At 61.2% G+C, this 22342-nt stretch carries 15 protein-coding genes; 9 read left to right on the plus strand and 6 right to left on the minus strand.

The window, feature by feature from the left end:
- The first annotated feature begins 11 nt into the window (after nucleotides 1-11).
- Together AC1DMK_RS13375 and phnN are read left to right on the plus strand one after the other, a co-directional pair.
- Nucleotides 12-1151, plus strand: a complete 1140-nt coding sequence (locus AC1DMK_RS13375) for an alpha-D-ribose 1-methylphosphonate 5-triphosphate diphosphatase (protein WP_477859597.1) — start codon at nucleotides 12-14, stop codon at nucleotides 1149-1151.
- Entirely contained in the window at nucleotides 1148-1747 is a 600-nt protein-coding gene (phnN, locus tag AC1DMK_RS13380; RefSeq protein WP_037062703.1) for a phosphonate metabolism protein/1,5-bisphosphokinase (PRPP-forming) PhnN, read from the plus strand. Before AC1DMK_RS13375 ends, phnN begins: the two co-directional genes overlap by 4 nt.
- 42 nt (nucleotides 1748-1789) lie before the next feature.
- On the opposite strand, the gene AC1DMK_RS13385 is transcribed toward phnN, so the two are convergent.
- On the minus strand, nucleotides 1790-2089 hold the full coding sequence (locus AC1DMK_RS13385) for a hypothetical protein (protein WP_477859599.1): 300 nt from the start codon (nucleotides 2087-2089) through the stop codon (nucleotides 1790-1792).
- Nucleotides 2090-2881: 792 nt separating this feature from the next.
- On the opposite strand from AC1DMK_RS13385, the gene AC1DMK_RS13390 reads away from it, so the two are divergent.
- Entirely contained in the window at nucleotides 2882-3373 is a 492-nt protein-coding gene (locus AC1DMK_RS13390) for a hypothetical protein (RefSeq protein ID WP_037062702.1), read from the plus strand.
- A gap of 240 nt (nucleotides 3374-3613) precedes the next feature.
- Here AC1DMK_RS13390 and AC1DMK_RS13395 read toward each other — a convergent pair whose 3' ends face one another.
- Both AC1DMK_RS13395 and polA read right to left on the minus strand, forming a co-directional pair.
- The gene (locus tag AC1DMK_RS13395) at nucleotides 3614-5992 is read right to left on the minus strand and encodes a DNA translocase FtsK (protein WP_477859601.1); all 2379 of its coding nucleotides are present in this window, start codon (nucleotides 5990-5992) and stop codon (nucleotides 3614-3616) included.
- A gap of 172 nt (nucleotides 5993-6164) precedes the next feature.
- Nucleotides 6165-9167, minus strand: coding sequence for a DNA polymerase I (gene polA / locus AC1DMK_RS13400; RefSeq protein WP_477859682.1), 3003 nt, complete (start codon nucleotides 9165-9167; stop codon nucleotides 6165-6167).
- Between the two features lie 416 nt (nucleotides 9168-9583).
- Here polA and AC1DMK_RS13405 point away from each other — a divergent pair, with 416 nt between their 5' ends.
- Nucleotides 9584-10000: a MarR family transcriptional regulator gene (locus AC1DMK_RS13405; RefSeq protein ID WP_037062700.1), complete on the plus strand. Its 417-nt coding sequence runs from the start codon at nucleotides 9584-9586 to the stop codon at nucleotides 9998-10000.
- A gap of 17 nt (nucleotides 10001-10017) precedes the next feature.
- Here AC1DMK_RS13405 and AC1DMK_RS13410 read toward each other — a convergent pair whose 3' ends face one another.
- Entirely contained in the window at nucleotides 10018-12405 is a 2388-nt protein-coding gene (locus AC1DMK_RS13410) for a bifunctional diguanylate cyclase/phosphodiesterase (RefSeq protein WP_477859603.1), read from the minus strand.
- Nucleotides 12406-12601: 196 nt separating this feature from the next.
- On the opposite strand from AC1DMK_RS13410, the gene AC1DMK_RS13415 reads away from it, so the two are divergent.
- Nucleotides 12602-13993 carry a M20/M25/M40 family metallo-hydrolase gene (locus tag AC1DMK_RS13415; protein ID WP_477859605.1) on the plus strand — a complete coding sequence of 464 codons (1392 nt, stop codon included), beginning with the start codon at nucleotides 12602-12604 and terminating at the stop codon, nucleotides 13991-13993.
- 466 nt (nucleotides 13994-14459) lie between these two features.
- Complete coding sequence (locus AC1DMK_RS13420; protein WP_477859607.1) at nucleotides 14460-15284, plus strand: SH3 domain-containing protein; 825 nt, start codon at nucleotides 14460-14462, stop codon at nucleotides 15282-15284.
- A 196-nt stretch (nucleotides 15285-15480) separates the two neighbouring features.
- Here AC1DMK_RS13420 and AC1DMK_RS13425 read toward each other — a convergent pair whose 3' ends face one another.
- A complete protein-coding gene (locus AC1DMK_RS13425; protein ID WP_477859609.1) occupies nucleotides 15481-15663 on the minus strand; it encodes a hypothetical protein in 183 nt (60 codons plus the stop codon).
- A 190-nt stretch (nucleotides 15664-15853) separates the two neighbouring features.
- Nucleotides 15854-16180: a GCG_CRPN prefix-to-repeats domain-containing protein gene (locus AC1DMK_RS13430; RefSeq protein WP_477859611.1), complete on the minus strand. Its 327-nt coding sequence runs from the start codon at nucleotides 16178-16180 to the stop codon at nucleotides 15854-15856.
- A gap of 276 nt (nucleotides 16181-16456) precedes the next feature.
- Between AC1DMK_RS13430 and AC1DMK_RS13435 the strand changes: the two genes are divergently transcribed.
- From AC1DMK_RS13435 to dnaJ, 3 genes are all read left to right on the plus strand, one after another.
- Nucleotides 16457-18796 carry a transglycosylase domain-containing protein gene (locus tag AC1DMK_RS13435; RefSeq protein ID WP_477859613.1) on the plus strand — a complete coding sequence of 780 codons (2340 nt, stop codon included), beginning with the start codon at nucleotides 16457-16459 and terminating at the stop codon, nucleotides 18794-18796.
- A gap of 236 nt (nucleotides 18797-19032) precedes the next feature.
- On the plus strand, nucleotides 19033-20949 hold the full coding sequence (gene dnaK / locus AC1DMK_RS13440; RefSeq protein WP_037062690.1) for a molecular chaperone DnaK: 1917 nt from the start codon (nucleotides 19033-19035) through the stop codon (nucleotides 20947-20949).
- 83 nt (nucleotides 20950-21032) lie between these two features.
- The gene (dnaJ, locus tag AC1DMK_RS13445; RefSeq protein ID WP_037062688.1) at nucleotides 21033-22160 is read left to right on the plus strand and encodes a molecular chaperone DnaJ; all 1128 of its coding nucleotides are present in this window, start codon (nucleotides 21033-21035) and stop codon (nucleotides 22158-22160) included.
- Nucleotides 22161-22342 lie beyond the last annotated feature (182 nt).

The raw sequence follows: 22342 nt of genomic DNA on the forward strand, positions 1-22342 counted from the left end.
AGACCTGATCGATGACCAAAGAAACAGTCTTCTCCAACGCCCGCATCGTCCTTGAGGATGAAATTGTCGAAGGATCGGTCCTCGTCCGTGGCGGCAAGATCGCCGACATCTCGACTGGCAGCACCGCGGTCGGTGAGGATTTCGAGGGCGATTATCTGATCCCGGGTCTCGTCGAGCTGCACACCGACCACCTGGAGGGCCACTATTCCCCCCGACCCGGCCTCCGCTGGCACAAGACGGCGGCTATCCAGGCGCATGACGCACAGATCGTCACCTCTGGAATCACCACCGTATTCGACTGCCTGCGCATGGGCGCCGACGAGGACGGCGGCTTCGAGCACGGCGAGATGCGCGAAATGGCCGATGCCATCCAGAAGGCAGAGCAGGAAGGCCGCCTGCGCGCCGAGCACCTGATTCACCTGCGCTGCGAGGTCTCGGCCGACAACGTGCTGGAGCATTTCGCGGACTTCGAGCACGATCCCTATGTCCGTCTCGTTTCGCTGATGGATCATGCGCCCGGCCAGCGCCAGTTCCAGACCATGGACCAGTACATCTTCTACTATCAGAAGAAGCGCGGCCTTTCCGACGCCGAGTTCGCCCGCTTCATCGAAAAGCGTGTCGGCGAATCCGAGCGCAATTCGACCCCGCACCGGACCGCCATCGCCAAGGTCTGTGCCGAGCGTGGCATCACTGTCGCAAGCCATGACGACGCGACGCTGGCGCATGTCGACGAGGCGATCGAGAACGGCGTACGCCTTGCGGAGTTCCCGACCAGCTTCGATGCGGCGAAAGCATCGCACGGGCATGGCATGAGCGTTCTGATGGGCGCGCCGAATGTCGTGCGCGGCAAGTCGCATTCCGGCAACATCGCCGCCCGCGATCTTGCCGAGCACGGCGTGCTCGACGTGTTGTCGTCCGACTATGTGCCGCTCAGCCTGCTCTATGCGCCTTTCATCCTCGCCGACGAAGTCGAGAGCATCTCGCTGCCAAAGGCGATCGCCATGGTCACCTCGACGCCGGCCCGCACGGTCAGCCTGAACGACCGCGGCCGCATTGCGACCGGCCTGCGCGCCGACCTGGTTCGCGTTTATCGCGATCACGGCGTACCAGTCACCCGCTCCGTCTGGCGCGAAGGGCGCCGTGTCGCATGATCCCCTCGCACGAACCTCATATCGTTCCCGGCACCGAACGCGGCCTCATGGTCGTCGTCGTCGGGCCAAGCGGCGCCGGCAAGGACACGCTGATGGCGCTTGCCGCCCGGCACTTCCAAGGCCGGCCGGATGTGCACTTCGTCCGCCGCGTCATCACCCGTGATGGCGATGCCGGCGGCGAGCATCATCTCGCCGTCTCGAACCAGGGCTTCGCGTCGATGGAGCAGGCCGGAAGCTTCTCCGTCTGGTGGGAAGCGCATGGTTTGAAATACGGCATTCCGGCAGAGGTATCGGTCTCGCTCGCCAACGGCAACCTCGTCGTCGCCAATGGCTCCCGGTCCGCGCTGCACAGGTTCCAGGCGGTGTTCCCGCGCCTCAAGGTCGTCAACGTCACCGCGCGCGCCGAGGTGCTTGCCACACGTCTCGAAGCCCGGGGCCGCGAAACCCAAGAGGACATCATGGCACGCCTCGCCCGCGGTCCGCTGACCGTGCGCGGCGACTATGACGTCGTCGACCTCGACAACAGCGATTCGCTGGAAGAGGGCGAGCGCCGCATGGTCGAGGTGCTGACCGGCTTCTTGGAAAGCCTGGACTAGGCAGCACAAAGCGGTCGCGTGCCAACGCAGCGTCCCGCTGTTTCAACAGTCGCGCGGGATCACCCGTGCCCGAGTGCCGCGCTTACCTTGCAGCAGTTCGTGTGCAGGCTCGCTATACCCTTCGACCGTCAGGTGCTGTCCGTCCGGGCCTTTGGGCAGATTCTGGAACATTCTGTTCGGCACCATCACGACCCGAATATGTCGTGACCGGAGTTCCTGCACCATGGCACCGACATTGGCCTCTGTCTCGTCGCCACGACCTTTCCGCGCGTCGTTTGAGCCTGGCTGCAGAATGACGACCGGTGTATCGGGGTCAAGGAGATGGTCGAGTCGACGCAGCATATGGTGTGTCGTGTCGCCGTTTTTCCGGCGTTTCTCACTGTGACGTCAATCCCCTTGCTTTTCAGAAGTGCCTTGAGCTGCGCGGGGAACGCGTCTTCGCGCGATACGCCCTTGCCTTGCGTCTGGCTCGCACCCAATGCGACGACTGTCGCCGCATGCAGCTCGCTTGCAGCAAGCAATGTCAGTCCCAAAGTCACTCCAGCTCTCAGCAAGGCGCGGGGCAATTCCAAATAACTGCGCTGCATCGGACTCTCCTCCTTCACTGATCTATTTGAACCACTCCGTCGATCATCACACCGTCCGGGCATTTTATCGCGGCCTGCGTGGTGGTCTCCATTCCTGCTTTGGAGGGATCAGATCGCTCTCGCCGCTGCATCCGACCACGACCGCGCAGGCGGTACAGCCTGACATTCCCTACCAATCACGAGCATTGCCTGCCCATTCCCAGCTGATCGAAACCGTCGCGGAGATCTCTCCGGCGCGGGTTTTGGTGCTGTCGGGGCCGACGGTCTCCCGAGGCAGCGGTCAACTCCACACCTACCAACTAGTATTTCGAGCGGCGCCAAGCCTGATGGATCGACAATTCGTAGGTTATTTCCAACGGAATTGCGGCGGCTCGATAGAGATTTCCGGGAAGAGACTTGCTTTTCTTCCACTATAAAGCCGTAGTTTCGTGTTTCGGTCTTACCTGCGGGCTCACGCAGAAGCAGTTTTGCTGATAGAACGCCGTGAATTACGAGACATAGTCCGCACTTAGATTGGTGTTTCCCTGAAAGTCAGAAGGAGATAGCTATGAGAAGTGAGATTATAGTTGGAGTGGCATTGCTTTGTTCCGCACTGGTTGCGCCTGAAGTGATGGCCCAGGCGAAATACGGTTCGGAAGCCGGCTGGGATATTATCATCAAAAATGACATGGGGCCCGGATGTCTGATCACCAAAGCAAATGCAGACGGCACACAGATTCAGATGGGCATCGATGCAACGGGCAAGCTGCGCGGCTACATGGCGCTGTATACAAAGGCTGACGCCAAAGTCGCCTCAGGCGAGAAACTTCCGGTTCTTTTTGATGTCGACGGCCAGCAATTCAGTGGTGAAGCCAAGGGCCAGGTGATGGATGGCTACAGGGGAGCGTTCGTGTGGGTCAACAACGCTGATTTTATCTACGACCTCGCCAAAAAGAAGGCAGTGACGATCACGCCCCAGGGAGGCACTCCCGTAGTTGTAAACCTGACTGGCACGGATGCCGCCTTCAAGGCGCTGAAGGCCTGCCAGGACGCACGGTAGTGCTGGTCGACGTGCCTTGCCGCAGACGGGCAAGGAGAACGGCTACAGGCGGGCGCCGCTCAAGGGGGCGGCACCGCCGACGCTAAGCGCGCGGGGTGGCCTGCTACATCGTTGAGCACTTCTCCCCGCTGGGGAGAAGTGACAGGTGGCACCGGCACAATGCCAAGCTGACGGCGTTTGCTTGAAGCCGGGGTCTAGCCACGAATCTGTTCGCACCAACGGCCGGGCCCGCCCTCCGCGTCAATCGTTCTCGCCGTTCCGTCCGGAAACGATCTCGCGCTTTCCGACATGGTTGGCGGGGCCGACAAGGCCTTCCTTCTCCATGCGCTCCACGAGCGAGGCGGCGCGGTTGTAGCCGATGCCGAGGCGGCGTTGTATGTAGGAGGTCGAGCACTTCTTGTCGCGCAGGACAACCTTGACAGCCTTGTCGTAGAGGTCGTTGCCGTCCTCGGCGGCCATGTCGCCCTTGTCGAAGACGGCGCCGTCTTCCTCTTCGACCTCGTCCTCTTCATCCGCCGTGACGGTGTCGAGATATTCCGGCCGTCCCTGCGTCTTCAGATGCGCCACCACCTTCTCGACTTCGGCGTCCGAGACGAACGGGCCGTGGACGCGGGATATGCGACCGCCGCCCTGCATGTGCAGCATGTCGCCCTGGCCGAGCAGCTGTTCGGCGCCCTGTTCGCCAAGGATGGTGCGGCTGTCGATCTTCGAAGTGACCTGGAAGGAAATGCGGGTCGGGAAGTTCGCCTTGATCGTGCCGGTGATGACATCGACCGAGGGGCGCTGCGTCGCCATGATCAGGTGAATGCCGGCGGCGCGCGCCATCTGCGCCAGACGCTGGATTGCGCCTTCGATTTCCTTGCCGGCGACCATCATCAGGTCGGCCATCTCGTCGACGATGACGACGATGTAGGGCATCGGCGTCAGGTCGAGCTCCTGCTGTTCCTCGACGGGCGCCCCCGTACTTCTGTCGAAGCCGGTCTGCACCATGATGTGAATGGTCTCGCCCTTTTCGCGTGCCTGGGCGACGCGGCCGTTATAGCCGTCGATATTGCGCACGCCGAGGCGCGACATCTTGCGATACCGCTCTTCCATCTCGCGCACCGCCCACTTCAGTGCCATCACAGCCTTCTTCGGATCGGTGACGACGGGGGTCAACAGGTGCGGAATGCCGTCGTAGACGGAGAGCTCCAGCATCTTCGGATCGACCATGATCAGGCGGCACTGCTCGGGCGACATCCGGTAGAGCAGCGACAGGATCATCGTGTTGATGGCGACCGATTTGCCGGACCCGGTGGTGCCGGCGACCAGCAGGTGCGGCATCTTCGCAAGCTCGGCGATGACGGGTTCGCCGCCGATCGTCTTGCCGAGACCGAGCGCCAGCTTGTAGCCGCTCTTCTCGAAGTCCTGGCTCTCGATCATCTCTCGGAAATAGACGGTTTCGCGCAAGACGTTCGGCAGTTCGATGCCGATGACGTTGCGGCCGGGAACGACGGCAACGCGGGCGGAAAGCGCTGACATCGAGCGGGCGATATCGTCGGCGAGGCCGATGACGCGGGAGGACTTCACGCCGGGCGCCGGCTCGAATTCATAGAGCGTGACGACAGGGCCGGGACGGACGTGGATGATCTCGCCCTTGATGCCGAAATCCTCCAGCACGCTTTCGAGAAGCCCGGCATTCTGCTCCAGCGCTTCCTGCGACATGATCTCGCCGATCCGCTCCGGCGGTTCCTGCAGCAGCGAATTGGACGGGAACTCGTAGCCCGATGCGTCGACCTTGGAAGGCACCATCCGCTGCGTTGTCATCCGCGGGGCCGGCGCCAGCGGCGCCACGGCGGGCTGCGCGCGAACGGGCATGGGGGCGATCGGCTGTGCCTTCGGCTCTGCGACAACGGGCTGCGGTGCAGCCACCGTGACCAGTGGCGGCCGGCTCGGCTTGCGTACGGCCGCAACCTGGATGGCGGCAGGTGCTGCCGCTGCAGGCTGGGCAACGGTGACAGGCGGAGCGACAACAACAGGCAAGGCGACAACCGGCTGCTTGCCCGGGCGCCATTCCATGATGCGGAAGCGGCTGGTGATCGATTCGGGGCTGACCTCGGCCTGGGGCAACACGGCCTGCGGCAGCCGGATCGCTGTGGCTTCCTCGGTTTCCTCGAAGGACATGACTTCCCAGAAGGCGAAATCCGAAATTGACGCGAGTTCGGACGACGCACGGAAATGCGTCTCGACAGACCCTACGGGTACGACGATCGGAGCGACGGCCTGTGGTGCCGGCTGCGCGACAACGGTTGTCGGCTCGGGCTGGTAGACATCGAACGGCACGTTGACGACGACGGGCGCCCGCGACGGCACATAGCCCTGCTGCGGCACGTGGCCCTGCTGCGGCGCGACCACCTGCTCTGTCTCCATCACCCGGTGCCGAGCCGGTTCGTTCAGCACCTTGCGTGGATTGATCTGGCTCTCCGGCGTTCGCGTGAAACGAACGTTGGGCGCCAGCGAAAAGTTGTTCTGCCAGATCGGCGGGATTGGCTTTTCGCCTGCATGCTCCTGCAGCTGTTCACCGTCGACCTCCGTGGAAGGATCCCCGGCATCCGTCAGATTGGTTCTAGGAAAGCGCATACGACAGCTACTCACTCATGATTAGCAACTAATACCCGCTTCCGGCTTAGGAAATGAAGGTTAATAAGTTCCTTCAGTCCGTGCCGCATCGGCATGAGAATAATGACAAAAAAGTAGCATATTCAATGGTTTGATTGATACGGAAAATTTTAGCGAATTTTCGACGAAGCGCTCAGTGCGCTTCGTCCCAGTTCATCGCCGAACGGGCGTCCACCTTCAGCGGCACGCGCATTTCCAGTGACGGCATCGTGGCGTTTTCCATGACAGAAACGATGATCGGCATGGCTTTCTCGACGTCGCTGTCCTCGACCTCGAAGATCAATTCGTCGTGCACCTGCAACAGCATACGAACGCGATCGCCGAGCCCCGCTTCCGCAAGTGCCGGCTCCATCTTGATCATGGCCCGGCGGATGACATCGGCCGCCGATCCCTGGATCGGCGCGTTGATGGCAGCGCGTTCGTTGAAGGCGCGGACCGACGGGTTGGAGGAGCGAATCTCCGGGTAGTTGATTCGTCGTCCGAAGATCGTCTCGACATAGCCCTTGTCGCGCGCCATCTGCTTGCGGCTGTCCATATAGTCGCGAATGCCGGGGAAGCGCTCGAAATACCTCTTGATGTAGTCKCCCGCCTCCGAGCGCTCGATCGAGAGCTGGTTGGCGAGGCCGAAGGCGGAGATACCGTAGATGATGCCGAAATTGATCGCCTTGGCGCGGCGGCGCACGTCCGACGGCATGCCCTCGACCGGAACGCCGAACATTTCGGACGCCGTCATGGCATGGATGTCGATGCCCTCGGCAAAGGCCTGCGTCAATTGCGGGATCTCCGCGACATGGGCGAGCACGCGCAGCTCGATCTGGCTGTAGTCGGCCGAGATCAGCTTGTGGCCGGGCGTGGAGATGAAGGCCGTGCGGATCTTGCGGCCCTCTGCCGTGCGTACGGGAATGTTCTGCAGGTTCGGTTCCGACGAGGAGAGGCGTCCTGTCGTGGTCGATGCCAGCGAGTAGGACGTGTGCACCCGTTTCGTCTGCGGGTGGATGTAGCCCGGCAACGCGTCGGTATAGGTCGATTTCAGCTTGGTCAGCTGGCGCCAGTCGACGATCTTGCGCGGCAGCTCAAAGCCGGCCGCCGCAAGGTCCTCCAGCACGCTTGCGGAGGTGGACCACTGGCCGGTCTTGGTCTTGCTGCCTCCGGTCAACCCCATCTTGCCGAAAAGGATATCGCCCAGCTGCTTCGGCGAGCCGATCGTGAAGCGCTCGCCGGCCAGCTTGTAGATCTCGTCTTCCAGCGCTGCCGCACCCTGCGCCAGCTCGCCGGAGAGGCGCGACAGGATCTGGCGGTCGACTGTGATGCCGCGCGCCTCCATATGCGCCAGGACAGGCAATAGCGGCCGTTCCAGCCGCTCATAGATCGTGGTCAGCTTCTCGGCAGCCAGGCGCGGCTTCAGCACCATCCACAGGCGCAGCGTGATATCCGCGTCCTCGGCCGCATAATGCGTCGCACGGTCAATATCGACCAGATCGAAGGTAATGTTCGACTTGCCGCTGCCGGCGACGTCCTTGTAGGCGATCGGCTTGTGGCCGAGGAATTTTTCCGACAGCGGATCCATCCCGTGCGCGCCCGTGCCGGCGTCGAGCACATATGAGATCAGCATGGTGTCGTCGAAGTTCTTCGTCTCGACGCCATAGCGTTTCATCAGCAGGTAGTCGTATTTCAGATTCTGCGCGATCTTCAGTACGGATTCGTCCTCCAGCAGCGCCTTCAGCCGTGGCAGGGCATCTCGCATCGGGATCTGGTTTTCGGCCAGGCCGCCGCCCAGCAGATCGCCGACGCCGGTCTTGTGGGCAAGCGGAACGTAGGCCGCGCGAATGTTCGTGCCGGTTGGGTTCTGGCCGTTCTCGGCGATGGCAAACGAGACACCGACAAGCTCCGCCTGCATGGCGTCGAGAGAGGTGGTCTCCGTATCGAAGGCGACGATCCCGGTGTCGCGGGCGGCTGCGATCCAAGCATCGAGGGTCGCGAGGTCGCGAATGGTGACATAGCGTGAGTGGTCGAAGGGCAGGGCGGCGAACGCCTCGGCGCGGGCCCTGACAAGATCGCCGGGCGGGAACGTTCCCTCGCCGCCGCTGCTCTCGCCGTTCGGCTTTGCCGGCACCGGCACCGACTGCCCCTCAATAGCCGGAATGCCGCCGGCAACGGGCTCGGGTTCGGCCGCGTCGAGATCGGGACCGCGTGCACTGGCGCCCCATTCGACGGGCACGTCGACGGGATCGATGGCGCCGGCGTCGCATTCGCAGGCTTCTGCAACGCGGCGCGTCAGTGACGTGAATTGCATCGCCTTCAGGAAGCCGATCAGCTTCGGCCCGTTCTGTGGCTCGAGGATAAGGTCTTCGACGGCGAGATCGATCGGCACGTCGGTGCGCAGCCGCACGAGTTCGCGCGAAAGGCGCGCCTTGTCGGCATTCTCGATAATCGTCTGGCGGCGCTTCTCCTGCTTGATCTCGGTCGCGCGCTCAAGCAGCGTATCGAGGTCCCCGTATTCGCCAAGCAGCTGTGCCGCGGTCTTCGGGCCGATGCCGGGGATGCCGGGCACGTTGTCCACCGAGTCGCCGGTCATCGCCTGCAGGTCGATCATCTTTTCCGGCGCCACACCCCATTTTTCGATGACGTCGGGGATGCCGATCTGCTTGTCCTTCATGCTGTCGTACATGTGGACGTTCGCGCTCACCAGCTGCATCAGATCCTTGTCCGACGACACGATCGTCACATCGGCGCCAAGCGCTTCAGCTTGGCGGGCGTAGGTGGCGATGATGTCGTCGGCCTCGAAGCCCTCGGTCTCGATGCAGGGCAGATTGAAGGCGCGCGTCGCCTGGCGGATCAACCCGAACTGCGGAATGAGCTCTTCCGGCGGCGCTGATCTATTGGCCTTGTAGGCGTCGTACAGATCCTTGCGGAAGGTTTTCGAGGAGTAGTCGAAGATGACCGCGAGATGCGTCGGCGTCACGCCGACAGACGTATCGCGGGCGTCGGTCAGCAGCTTCCACAGCATGTTGCAGAAGCCCGATACGGCGCCGACAGGCAAGCCGTCGGATTTGCGCGTCAGGGGTGGAAGTGCGTGGAAGGCTCGAAAGATGAAACCGGAGCCGTCGACAAGGAAAAGATGATCGCCTTTTTTCATGGCGCATGGATAGCGCGGCGCCATGGCAAGGTCCATATAAAGTTCCTGGCGAAAAGATCGCGCCTCACCAAACTGTTACTAAAATGTAATAGTCAAATAATAAATCTCCCTTGAAAAGCCACATTCGGGATCACAAATAATGACTACCGACGCTGATCATTGATCGCGTCGAGGGTCTGATAGCCGGCTCGTCCCCCGCCGCGTTAGACTTGGACAAAGGCCTAATCCCCTCTCCGGGCCTTTGTCCCCATTTTCAAGCCGTCATAGCCAACCTCCAGGCTATGGCGGCTTTGTTTTTCTGCTCTATCTCTAGCTGTATGAATGACGATGAACATTGTTTGATGCATCGCATGCGATTTGTTGCATTGCTCGCGGCGGCGTTTTGCGCCTAACTGAGAAAAATGGGATCTGATCGAATGGACTCGGGAGCCTATCTTGCCAGCCAACTGGCCAAGGGCTTTGCTCGCTCGCTGCAACAGCGCGCGGCAAGGCTTGGTTTCTCACCCGGACAATTCCCGATTCTGCTCGAACTCTGGGCCGAGGACGGGTTAACGCAGAAGCAGTTGCTGGCTCGCGTCGACATCGAGCAGGCGACGATGGCCAATACGCTCGCGCGCATGGAGCGCGACGGCCTCATCGATCGTCGTCCCCACCCATCCGACAAGCGCGCCCAGCTCGTCTTTCTCACCGGCAAGGCAAAGGGCATGCAAGGCGACGCGATAGAAGCGGCACGCGAGGCCGATCTGGCGCTTTTCGAGGGGTTCAAGGCGTTCGAGCGCGAGCTGACGCTCGAGTACATTCGCCGCCTTCTGGCGAATGCCAAGAAGCTATGAAGAAGCTTTGAGGCGGCCTACGTCCAGGTCGATCCCGGCTGCGCATGCATGAGGATCGGCTCGTCCGTATCGGTCCGCGCGAGAAAGTTGGCGCGCGCCGCCATCTTGACGCTGGGCTCGATATCAGGTTTGCCGAGGAGAAGGCCCTGGATTTGTTCGCATCCGTCGTTGATGACGATCTGGCGCTGCAGTTCTGTTTCGACGCCCTCTGTCACCACCCGGATGCCGAGACTGTGGCCGAGCCCGATGATTGCCCGAACGATCGAGCGCGCTGCCGCGTCGTGCTCGAGTATGCCGGTGAAGCTCCTGTCGACTTTGATCTTGTCGAAGGGAAGCGCGCGCAGGTTCGACAGCGAGGAGAAGCCCGTCCCGAAGTCGTCCATAACGATCCGTATGCCGAGTTCGTGCATGCGCATCAGCGTTGAAACGGTGGCCTTTCTGTCTCTCACAAAGGCTGCCTCGGTAATCTCCAGTTCCAGCCTTTGCGGCGCAAGTCCGGTTTCCTGGAGGATACTCGCAACCCTGTCGTAGAAGTTCGCAAGCATGAATTGCACCGGAGAAACGTTGACGGCAATCGACAACGGCTGCGGCCAACGCGCGGCTTCAATGCAGGCCTCCCGCAGCACCCATTCGCCCAGCTGAACGATAACGCCGCTTTCTTCGGCTATGGTGATGAAGACATCCGGTTCGCTTGTGCCGTGTCCAGGTCGGTTCCATCGCATGAGAGCCTCGTAGCCGCCTATCGCGCCGGTCCTGCTCTCGAGAATCGGCTGGTAGTGGACGTAGAGCTGGTTGCGGGTGATGGCGTGCCGAAGCTCGTTTTCGATCTCGCGTCTCGCCCGGACGGTTGCATCCATCTCCGCATCGAAGAAACAGGCCTTCCCTCGACCGGCATGCTTGGCACGATAGAGCGCCGTGTCGGCATTGCAGCACAATTGTTCCGCGGTCGCGCCATCGGCAGGGTAGATGGCAATGCCCATGCTGATCCCGACAGCGGTCGGATCGCGGACAACATCCATCTCTGCCCCCACGCCGTCCAGGATCAGATCGGCCAGCCTGCGCGCTCCGTCGGGTTGCGGCTGGCCGGTCTGGATGACTGCGAACTCGTCGCCGCCAAGTCGCGCGATAGTTGTCATGTCTTCGGTTGCGCGCTGCAGGATTGTGGCAATCTTGCAGAGGATGCGATCGCCTTCGGCATGACCGAAGATATCGTTGACCGCTTTGAACCGATCGAGGTCCAAATAGAAAACGGCGACCTCTGCGTGCTTGCGCTGGGCAACCTGGATCGCCTGACGAATGCGTGTATCGAACAGCGATCGGTTCGGCAGCCCCGTCAGCACATCGTGTTGTGCGAGATGCTCGATCATCTGCTGGGCGCGCTTGCGCTCTGTCAGGTCGCGTACCGCCAGGATTTCGCAATTCCGGCCGCGATAGATCATTCTTCGGATCATGACCTCGATCGGGACTTCAAGCTCGGCCTTGGTCGTCAGCAGCGTTTCCTGATTGGCGGTCGTGGACGTGCTGTCTAAATGAACCAAAATTGCGTCGGGCTGCTTTCCACGCAATTCGGCCAGTTGCCAGCCTGACATGTCCTGGAAGCGTTCGTTGGCGTCGATGATCAAGCCTTCGCGAAGGACGAGAAGCCCTTCCATGGAGGCGTTTGCCAGACCCCTCAAATCAGTCAGGTGGCTTGCAAGGAACACGGCGCCGAGGGCGGCAAGGATAAGAGTGGTCGAGACCCCGATGACGAGCGAGGCCAGCGTCTTGGTTTCCAGTATCGCTGCCGTGGCGGCGATATCGGGTTGCGGGATAAGCCGGATGCTGCTCATGGATATGAAATGCATGGCGGATATCGCCAGCACCATCGCCGTCGCCGACAGCAGCAGCCGGCGCGCGCCTCTGAGCTTCTGAAAGAGAAGAAAGGCCGTGCTCGCGAGCAGGGCGCCGATGAAAAGTGCTGTAAGCGTTGCATAGGGATCGTAAACGATATCCATCGGCGCCTTGATTGCGTGCATGCCCGTCAGATGCATCGCGCCGATTCCGAGCGCCATCAGCACACCGCCCGAGATGAAGGCGTATAGGTTTGTTGCTTCGGATGCGACAAGGATTGCAACCAGTGATACGCCTATGGCCAGCACCACCGAGAGTGTGGTCATGCCCACCCCATAGGTGATCGTGTAGCCCCCATCGTAGGCCAACATCGCGATGAAGTGTGTTGCCCATATTCCCACGCCGCAGGCGAAAGCCGAGGCGATGATCCAGTTTCGCCGCTGTGCCCGATCGCATTGCTGAGCGCGGAACAGAAGCAGCATGGCAGTGAGATTGCCGATCAGGCAAACGACGACCGCAGCAACCACCAGGCGCCAGTCGTGGTGGTCACGAATGCAGCTGATTACAGAGAACATAGGTCACCTCATGCAATGAACATATAAAGCTTATCAAGCGGTAGCTAAATAACTGTAAATTGCAGTTTGCGAAGCGGACTTCCCCCTCTAGTACACGTCGCAAGCCCCTCGACTATCGCGCCTCAGTCTCGTTTTTGACCTCGAAAGCGATGGGCCTTTGGTCTATCGTCCGGCCGAATTTCGAAAGGAGTCGGAAATGACTGATGTAACGCCGGTACTTGCACGCGCGGACGAGAATTTGACATCGAGCCTCGAAAAGCTGTTCGAGCTTCTGCGGATCAAGTCGATTTCGACCGATCCTGCCTACAGGGCCGAGTGCCGCAAGGCGGCTGAATGGCTCGTGGCCTACCTCGAGACGTTGGGTTTCGAAGCGAGGGTGCGTGACACGCCCGGTCATCCCATGGTGGTCGCGCATCATGAAGGGGCGGCGGCCGATGCGCCGCATGCGCTTTTTTACGGACATTACGACGTTCAGCCGGTCGATCCGATCGAGCTGTGGGAAAACGACCCGTTCGAGCCGTCGATCAAGGATGTCAGCAATGGCCGCAAGGTGCTCACCGGCCGCGGGACAGCTGACGACAAGGGTCAGCTCATGACCTTCCTCGAGGCCTGCCGCGCCTACAAGGACGTGAAAGGCGCGCTCCCCTGCCGCATCACCATTCTCTTCGAAGGCGAGGAAGAATCCGGTTCGCCGTCGCTGAAGCCGTTCCTGGAGGCCAATGCGGACGAGCTGAAGGCGGACTACGCGCTCGTTTGCGATACCAGCATGTGGGATCGTGATACTCCGGCGATTGCCGCCGCGCTTCGCGGTCTGGTAGGTGAAGAGGTGGTCATCACGGCCGCCGATCGCGACCTGCATTCAGGCCTGTTTGGCGGCGCGGCCGCAAATCCGATCCATGTCCTGACGGCCGCACTTGCCGGCCTGCATGACGAAACCGGTCGCATCACCCTGGAAGGCTTCTACGAAGGGGTCGAAGAAACCCCTTCCAACGTCAAGGCGTCATGGGAGACGCTCGGCAATACAGCCGAGACCTTTCTGGGCGAGGTCGGCCTTTCCATCCCCGCGGGCGAGACAGGGCGATCCGTACTGGAGCTGACCTGGGCGCGCCCGACGGCTGAGGTCAACGGCATCTGGGGAGGCTATACCGGCGAAGGCTTCAAGACCGTGATCGCGGCCAAGGCATCTGCCAAGGTCTCCTTCCGTCTGGTTGGCACGCAGGACCCCGATGCCGTTCGCGAGAGCTTCCGCGCTTATATCAGGTCGAAGATTCCGGCCGATTGCTCGGTCGAGTTTCATTCGCACGGCGGCTCGCCTGCCATACATCTCTCCTACGATTCGCCGGTGCTCACCAAGGCCAAGACCGCACTTTCCGACGAATGGCCGAAGCCCGCGGTCGTCATCGGCATGGGCGGCTCCATCCCGATCGTCGGCGATTTCCAGAAGATGCTCGGCATGGAGTCACTGCTGGTCGGCTTCGGCCTCAGCGACGATCGCATCCACTCACCCAACGAAAAGTACGAGCTCGCGTCCTACCACAAGGGTATCCGCTCCTGGATCCGCATCCTGGCCGCACTGGCGGCCGCTTGAGACAAAAAAAGGCGCGCCGATCTTCACCGGTGCGCCATGAAAACAAAAAGGCCGGAATGAAACCGGCCTTTCGTCATTCGCTTCGCATCGATGCCAGTACATCCGTGGTCAAGGAGGAAGCGAATACTGCAGCTAGACTGATCCCGAAAGGTTAACGAATCGTTAACGTCTTATCCGGATCAAGTTGTCGAAATCGGCAAACGCTAGGCGCGCACAGCATTTCGACAGCTGCAATCTATGGACCTTATATCGGTATGCCCGGGTCCGCTTTCAAGGGCTGGCGGCAAATTTCGCCATTCAAGCTGGGTTCATCGAACCATCCATATAAGTCATTGAAAGACAAAGCTGAATGATTGCCGTCGAGCGATTGGCGGCAGGCACTCTACATTTGTCCTTTGGCGGGCGGATGCCCGCCCGGAACGTTTCGGTGCGGCGCAGACGGGCTGCATCAGCAGGGAGTGAAAGTGTGAAGACCAGATTGATGAAAATCGCAGCCGCAGCCGCATTCTTGCTGTCTCCGGCCATTGCCGAAGCGGCGGACGGCTTTGCGACGGCCAACGTCAACATGCGTGCAGGGCCGAGTACGCAATATCCGTCCGTCACCGTTATTCCCGCCGGCGAATCGGTTGAGATCCACGGCTGCCTTGCAGATGTTCCATGGTGTGACGTCGAGTTTTACGGCGGGCGCGGCTGGGTCGCCGGACGCTACGTGCAGGCTCTCTACCAGGAACGTCGCGTCTATGTCGGGCCGGAATACTACCGCCCGTTGGGGATCCCGACCGTTGTCTTTAGCGTCGGCAATTATTGGGACCGCTATTATCGCAACCGCGATTTTTACCGCGATCGCGATCGCTGGCGCCGTAATCCCGTCTATGACCGCCCGGCCATCGTCAGGCCCGATCGCGGCCCGGATTTCGACCGCCCCGGGCGACCGCGCCCCGGCTTCGACCGTGGTCCCGGTCCCCAGCCGGACTTCGGGCGAGGCCCGGATCGCCGGCCGGACAACAACCGCAATCCTGACTGGCGGCCGGATTTCAATGGCCAGCCGGATCGTCGTCCAAACGCTGACCGCGGCCCTGATCGTCGGCCCGACAATCGGCCGCCGGAGTTCACTCGAGATCGAAACCAGTTCGATCGGGGTGAGAACCAGCGCATTCGCGATCATGATCGTGGAAATTTCCAGCGGCCGCCGCAGCAAGATGACGGCGCCAATCAAGGCCGCCGCCGCGATCATCGGGGGCCGCCGGCATGCCAGCCCGGCGACCCATCCTGCGATCCAAACAGGCAGTAAGACGAATGGGGCGGTCGCAAGATCGCCCCCTTCTTGTTTCGCACCCTCTGCTTCGAGACACAGAAAAGCCCGGCGCTCTAGGGAGACTCCGGGCCTAATTTCGATCGGCTCGTTTGAGGGGAGAGGGCCGATCAACGACGAAGCTTCAATATGCTTCGCTACATCTGAAATTCATCCGCGCGCTAATGGTTCCCGCTCACCAGGCAGAAACAGATTTCTCCCGTCCAGCCATCAGGTCGCGCATCTCCGCGACCGGACCGTACAGCATCTTGAGGCGGCTCTCTTCCATCTTGGTCAGGCGATATCGGCGCGCAAACTCCTGGACGCTCCAGATTTCGCGGGGCCTGAACTCGTCGGTGGTTGCAGAATCAATGGTCATGTGTGCCTACATATTGCGCGTGCTGCGCTAATCTTAGGCGCAAGTCGGCTGGCTATATGTCAGATTTGTGACGGTCGCAACGAATGGCAGCCATGCTAAAATTACGTGGCTCGATGCGGCCAGTAAAAAGGCCCGGACAAACTGCCGGGCCTCGTTGAATGCTTGCCGACGTCTAGGTCAATGCCGACGGTCAATAACGACCGTAGCCCTCTCCCATCCATGGGGGTGGGCGACGACCCCATGATCGGTCGTCGTCCCAGCCGCGGCGTGGAGGCGGACGATCACCCCATCCGTAGGAGCGCTCGTAGCGCCAGCCGTAGCGTGGCGGCGGTGGCTGCCTCCAGTTCGGTCGGCAATTGCCCCAGGGCGTCAGGTGATAACCGCGTCCGCAGGCATAATCGACAAGCACGGCATTCTTGGTCGCACCGCTTTCCACTGGCGCGATCGGCATTGCTTCGGCGATTGAAACGCCAAATCCACTCATTGCAATCGCCAAGGCGATCGTTGTCATGCGCATCTCTACACCTCTGTTCTGCAAGTCCCTTGCTTCGCGATTAGAAGGCTCGGCAGGTGAATGGAGGCTGAACCAAACTGGGCATTATTGCGGCGAAAATTTGCGCCGTTTCCATCTCCGAGGGCTGGATTTGAAAGCCGTTGTGCGTGCCTAACGACTTCTTAACCACCCCTTAAATCGCCTCATTTAAAGTTCAACCGGGTAGAGAACCGTCCGGTTGAGGGCGGACGCCGCAAACATCGGGTTTGCATGGCAAAAATGGAGTTCGACCGGTCCTAGATGGCAGGCAGAGGCAGATCACGCGATAGAATCGAGCCGTCCTTCAGTGGCCGCGACAGCCGCGACGATGACGATGATTTCGCGCTCGACGCCGACGACCGCGTGGCCGGCGGGCGGGCTGCAAAACGGCCGGCATCGAAGTCGCCGCGATCCCGCCAGCCCGAGCGTCGCAAGCGCCGGCAGCCGCGCGAGCGCGAAGGCGGCGGTTTCTTCGGTTTTATCCGCAGGATGGTCTATTGGTGCATCGTGCTTGGTATCTGGGCCGGCATCGGGGTGACGGGCCTAGTCGTCTACTACGGCTCGCGTATGCCGAGCGCCAGCACCTGGGCCATCCCCGATCGTCCCCCGAACGTGAAGATCACCGCCGTCGACGGCAGCGTCATTGCCAATCGCGGCACTACCGGCGGCGAGGCGCTCGCGCTTGAGGAGATGTCGCCCTACATTCCCGAAGCCATCGTCGCGATCGAGGACCGCCGCTTCTATTCCCATTTCGGCGTGGATCCCCTCGGACTGGCCCGCGCTTTTGTGACCAATATCACCACCGGCCACATGGTTCAGGGGGGCTCGACCCTGACCCAACAGCTCGCCAAGAACCTCTTCCTGTCGCCGGATCGCACCCTGGAGCGCAAGGTGCAGGAGGTGCTGCTGGCGCTGTGGCTCGAGCAGAAATACACCAAGGACCAGATCCTCGCGATGTATCTGAACCGCGTGTTTTTCGGTTCGAACGCCTATGGGGTCGAGGCGGCGTCGCGTCGCTATTTCAACAAGTCCGCACGGGATGTGAACCTCGGTGAGGCGGCGCTGCTTGCCGGCCTCGTCAAGGCACCGTCGCGCCTGTCGCCCGCACGCGATCCGGAAGCGGCCAATGCCCGCGCGCAGGTGGTGCTCCAGGCGATGCGCGATCAGGGCTACATATCGGGCGACGAGGTCAAGACGGCGATGTCGCAGACGCCGGCCAAGGCAAAGCGCTATTGGTCCGGCGCCGGCCACTATGTCGCAGATATGGTGATGGACCAGCTGCCCGGCCTCATCGGTGACGTCAAGGAGGACGTCGTCGTCGACACCACCATCGACAAGGGGCTGGAAAAACGCGCCGAGCAGTCCCTGACCGACGTGCTGAACAAGGACGGTGCGAAGCTCGACGCCTCGCAGGCAGCGCTCGTTTCCCTCGACGGCACAGGCGCAATTCGCGCCCTTGTCGGCGGCCGCGACTATGCCGACAGCCAGTTCAACCGCGCGGTGAAGGCCAAGCGCCAGCCGGGCTCGTCGTTCAAGCCGTTCGTCTATGCCGCGGCCCTGGAAAAGGGCCTGACGCCATTTTCCGTCTTCAACGACGCTCCGATCCGGATCGGCGACTGGACGCCGGAAAATTACGAGAAGAAATACAACGGCGAGGTGACGCTCGCTACCGCCCTGGCAAAATCGCTGAACACCGTGGCCGCCCAGCTGGTGATGTACGACGGCCCTGACCAGGTGATCAAGCTGGCGCATCGCCTCGGTATCGAGTCGGAATTGCAGCCCAATGCCTCCATCGCGCTTGGCACCTCGGAAGTGTCGCTCATGGAACTGACCGGCGCCTATGCGGCCTTCATGAACGGCGGCTACAAGGCGACGCCGCACGTCATTCGCCGCGTCACGACGGCCGATGGCAGCAAGGTGCTTTACGAGAACACCTACGACAGCCCGCCGCGTGTCCTTTCGGAGACGATCGCCGCCAACATGAACGCGATGATGATGGGCGTGATCGATCAGGGCACCGGCAGGAGCGCCAAGCTGGCGGGCTGGCAGGCGGCCGGCAAGACCGGCACCACCCAGAACTCGCGCGACGCGCTCTTCGTCGGCTTCACCAGCAATCTGACCACCGGTGTCTGGTTCGGCAATGATGACGGCAAGCCGATGAAGAAGGTGACGGGCGGCGGCCTGCCGGCCAAGGCCTGGCAGGAATTCATGACTGCCGCCCACAAGGGACTGTCGCCAGCCCCGCTCTTCGGCAGCGGCCAGTTCATGAGCGACCCGGGCGCCCTGAGCGGCAGCGGCCAGCCGATGGTCTCGGCCGAACCCGGCATGCAGCAGCCTGCCCAGGAGCGGACCACCATCGGCAATATCATTTCCGGCGTTTTCGGCGGCTCGGAAAGCCAGTATCCGCAGGCGCCGTCCCGTCCCGGGCGGCAGCCGCTTTCCCCGGATGGCGGCGGTCCGGTTCCGCCCGCCGATATCGCAGAGGACGGCCGCTATGGCTATGGAGACGCTGTTCCTCCGGGCGATATCGGCAGCGCCGAAGAGGCTCCTTCGGGGCGTCCTCGTCGCACGACGCTTCTCGACCTGATCATGGGCCAATAGCGGCACAGCCGCGAAAGAAAAAATGTGCTGATCCCGCCTCTGTGAAAATTAATTGTCGTAGGCTCGTTTTGCCGGTTTTCAGCCTATTTCCCGCCTTGCAGTCGCGAAAACCGCTCCTTATATACGCCGCATCACCGCAATCACGATTGCGTTAATCTTAAAGACCAATCCCGTAAGGGGCTGTCAGCGAAATGCCTTCTCGGGGTTCCGACAGCTTGCTTCAAGGAGAGAATGACATGGCAAAAGTAATTGGTATCGACCTTGGAACAACGAATTCCTGCGTCGCGGTCATGGACGGCAAGGACGCGAAGGTCATTGAGAATGCCGAAGGTGCGCGCACGACGCCTTCGATGGTGGCATTTTCCGATGACGGCGAACGCCTCGTCGGCCAGCCGGCAAAGCGCCAGGCGGTCACCAACCCGACGAATACCCTCTTCGCTGTCAAGCGCCTGATCGGCCGCCGCTACGAAGATCCGACCGTCGAAAAGGACAAGGGCCTCGTACCGTTCAACATCGTCAAGGGCGACAACGGCGATGCATGGGTCGAAGCCCAGGGCAAGGGTTATTCCCCCGCACAGATTTCCGCGATGATCCTTCAGAAAATGAAGGAAACCGCCGAATCCTATCTCGGTGAAAAGGTTGAAAAGGCCGTCATCACCGTTCCCGCATATTTCAATGACGCGCAGCGCCAGGCAACCAAGGATGCAGGCCGCATCGCTGGTCTTGAAGTTCTCCGGATCATCAACGAGCCGACGGCGGCAGCGCTTGCCTACGGTCTCGACAAGAAGGAAGGCAAGACGATCGCCGTCTACGACCTTGGTGGCGGTACTTTCGATATTTCGATCCTCGAAATCGGCGACGGCGTCTTCGAAGTGAAGTCCACCAACGGCGATACCTTCCTTGGCGGTGAAGACTTCGACATGCGTCTCGTCGAATATCTCGTTGGCGAGTTCAAGAAGGACAACGGCATCGACCTCAAGGGCGACAAGCTTGCCCTGCAGCGCCTCAAGGAAGCTGCGGAAAAGGCGAAGATCGAACTGTCGTCTGCCCAGCAGACCGAAATCAACCTGCCGTTCATCACCGCTGATGCGACCGGTCCGAAGCACCTGACGCTGAAGCTGACGCGCGCCAAGCTCGAGAGCCTGGTCGACGATCTGGTTCAACGCACGATCGCACCGTGCAAGGCGGCCCTGAAGGATGCAGGCGTCACGCCGGCTGAAATCGATGAGGTCGTTCTCGTGGGCGGCATGAGCCGCATGCCGAAGGTCCAGGAAGTCGTCAAGCAGCTGTTCGGCAAGGAGCCGCACAAGGGCGTAAACCCGGATGAAGTGGTTGCGCTCGGCGCCGCCATCCAGGCCGGCGTTCTGCAGGGTGACGTCAAGGACGTTCTGCTCCTCGACGTAACCCCGCTGTCTCTCGGCATAGAAACCCTGGGCGGCGTCTTCACGCGTCTGATCGAGCGCAACACCACTATCCCGACGAAGAAGTCGCAGACCTTCTCGACCGCTGACGACAACCAGCAGGCCGTCACCATCCGCGTTTCGCAGGGCGAGCGCGAAATGGCTGCCGACAACAAGCTGCTCGGTCAGTTCGACCTCGTCGGCCTGCCGCCGGCTCCGCGCGGCATGCCGCAGATCGAAGTCACCTTCGATATCGACGCCAACGGCATCGTGCAGGTGTCTGCCAAGGATAAGGGCACCGGCAAGGAACAGCAGATCCGCATCCAGGCTTCCGGTGGTCTCTCCGACGCCGACATCGAAAAGATGGTCAAGGACGCCGAGGCCAATGCCGAATCCGACAAGAAGCGTCGCGAAGGCGTGGAAGCCAAGAACCAGGCTGAAAGCCTTGTCCACTCCAGCGAGAAGTCGCTGAAGGATTACGGCGACAAGGTTTCCGAAGCCGATCGCACGGCGATCTCCGATGCGATCGCAGCGTTGAAGTCTGCTACCGAAGCAGCCGACCCGGATGCTGAAGACATCAAGGCGAAGACCCAGACCCTCATGGAAGTCTCCATGAAGCTCGGTCAGGCGATCTATGAGGCCCAGCAGGCCGAAGGTGGCTCGGCAGATGCCTCCGCGGAAGGCGGCGACGACAATGTCGTTGATGCCGACTACGAAGAAGTCAAGGACGACGACCGCAAGAAGTCCGCGTAAGCGACCTGCCGGTCAAGCTTGAAACTGACATTCCGGCTGCTCACCATGGCAGCCGGATATCCATTTCCGGGGTCTGATCCTTAATGGCAAAAGCCGATTTTTATGAAACGCTGGGTGTCGCCAAGACGGCGGACGAAAAAGAGCTGAAAAGCGCTTTCCGCAAGCTGGCCATGAAGTACCATCCGGACAAGAATCCGGACGACCACAGCGCCGAGCACAAGTTCAAGGAAATCAACGAGGCCTACGAGACGCTGAAGGATCCGCAGAAGCGGGCAGCCTACGACCGCTACGGTCACGCAGCGTTCGAGCATGGCGGGATGGGCGGCGGCGGCGGTGGTTTCGCCGGCGGTGGCTTCTCCGACATCTTCGAGGACATCTTTGGCGAGATGATGGGCGGCGGCCGACAGCGGCAGCGCTCGGCAGGTGGACGCGAACGCGGCGCCGACCTTCGCTACAACATGGAAATTTCGCTGGAGGAAGCCTTCTCCGGCAAGACCGCGCAGATCCGCGTTCCGACGTCGATCACCTGCGACGTCTGTTCCGGTTCCGGCGCGAAACCTGGCACGCAGCCGAAGACCTGCGGCACCTGCCAGGGGTCGGGTCGTGTTCGCGCGGCGCAGGGTTTCTTCTCGATCGAGCGCACCTGCCCGACCTGCCATGGCCGCGGCCAGATCATTCCCGATCCCTGCGCCAAGTGTCACGGCCAGGGCCGTGTGACGGAAGAGCGTTCGCTCTCCGTCAACATCCCGTCGGGCATCGAGGACGGCACGCGGATCCGTCTGCAGGGCGAAGGCGAAGCCGGCACCCGTGGCGGACCGGCAGGCGATCTCTACATCTTCCTCTCCGTCAAGCCGCATGAGTTCTATCAGCGCGACGGGGCCGACCTCTATTGCGCCATCCCGATCTCCATGACGACGGCAGCGCTTGGCGGCACATTCGACGTGGCGACCCTCGACGGCACCAAGTCGCGGGTGACCGTGCCGGAAGGCACGCAGGCCGGCAAGCAATTCCGCCTCAAGGCCAAGGGGATGCCGGTTCTGCGCTCGGCGCAGACGGGCGATCTCTACATCCAGATCCAAATCGAGACGCCGCAGAAACTCACCAAGCGCCAGCGCGAGCTGTTGCAGGAGTTTGAAGAGTTGTCTTCGAAGGAGAACAACCCGCAGTCGACGGGCTTCTTTGCCCGGATGAAGGAATTCTTCGAGAACTGATGCCGGATGTCCGCTTTCATTTCCAAGGCCCGGTTGTTTCAGCCGGGCCTTTCTATTTTGTCGATGCAACAATCAGACATGTTCTTGTCGAAGAGACTCGACTTTTGTATTTTTAAGCTCTCTATTAATTGAGTCTAAATCTATCGGTATAGGTTTATAATAGAATAGACTTCACCCGTGAT

The sequence above is a fragment of the Rhizobium sp. 05L419 genome (genome assembly GCF_056397845.1).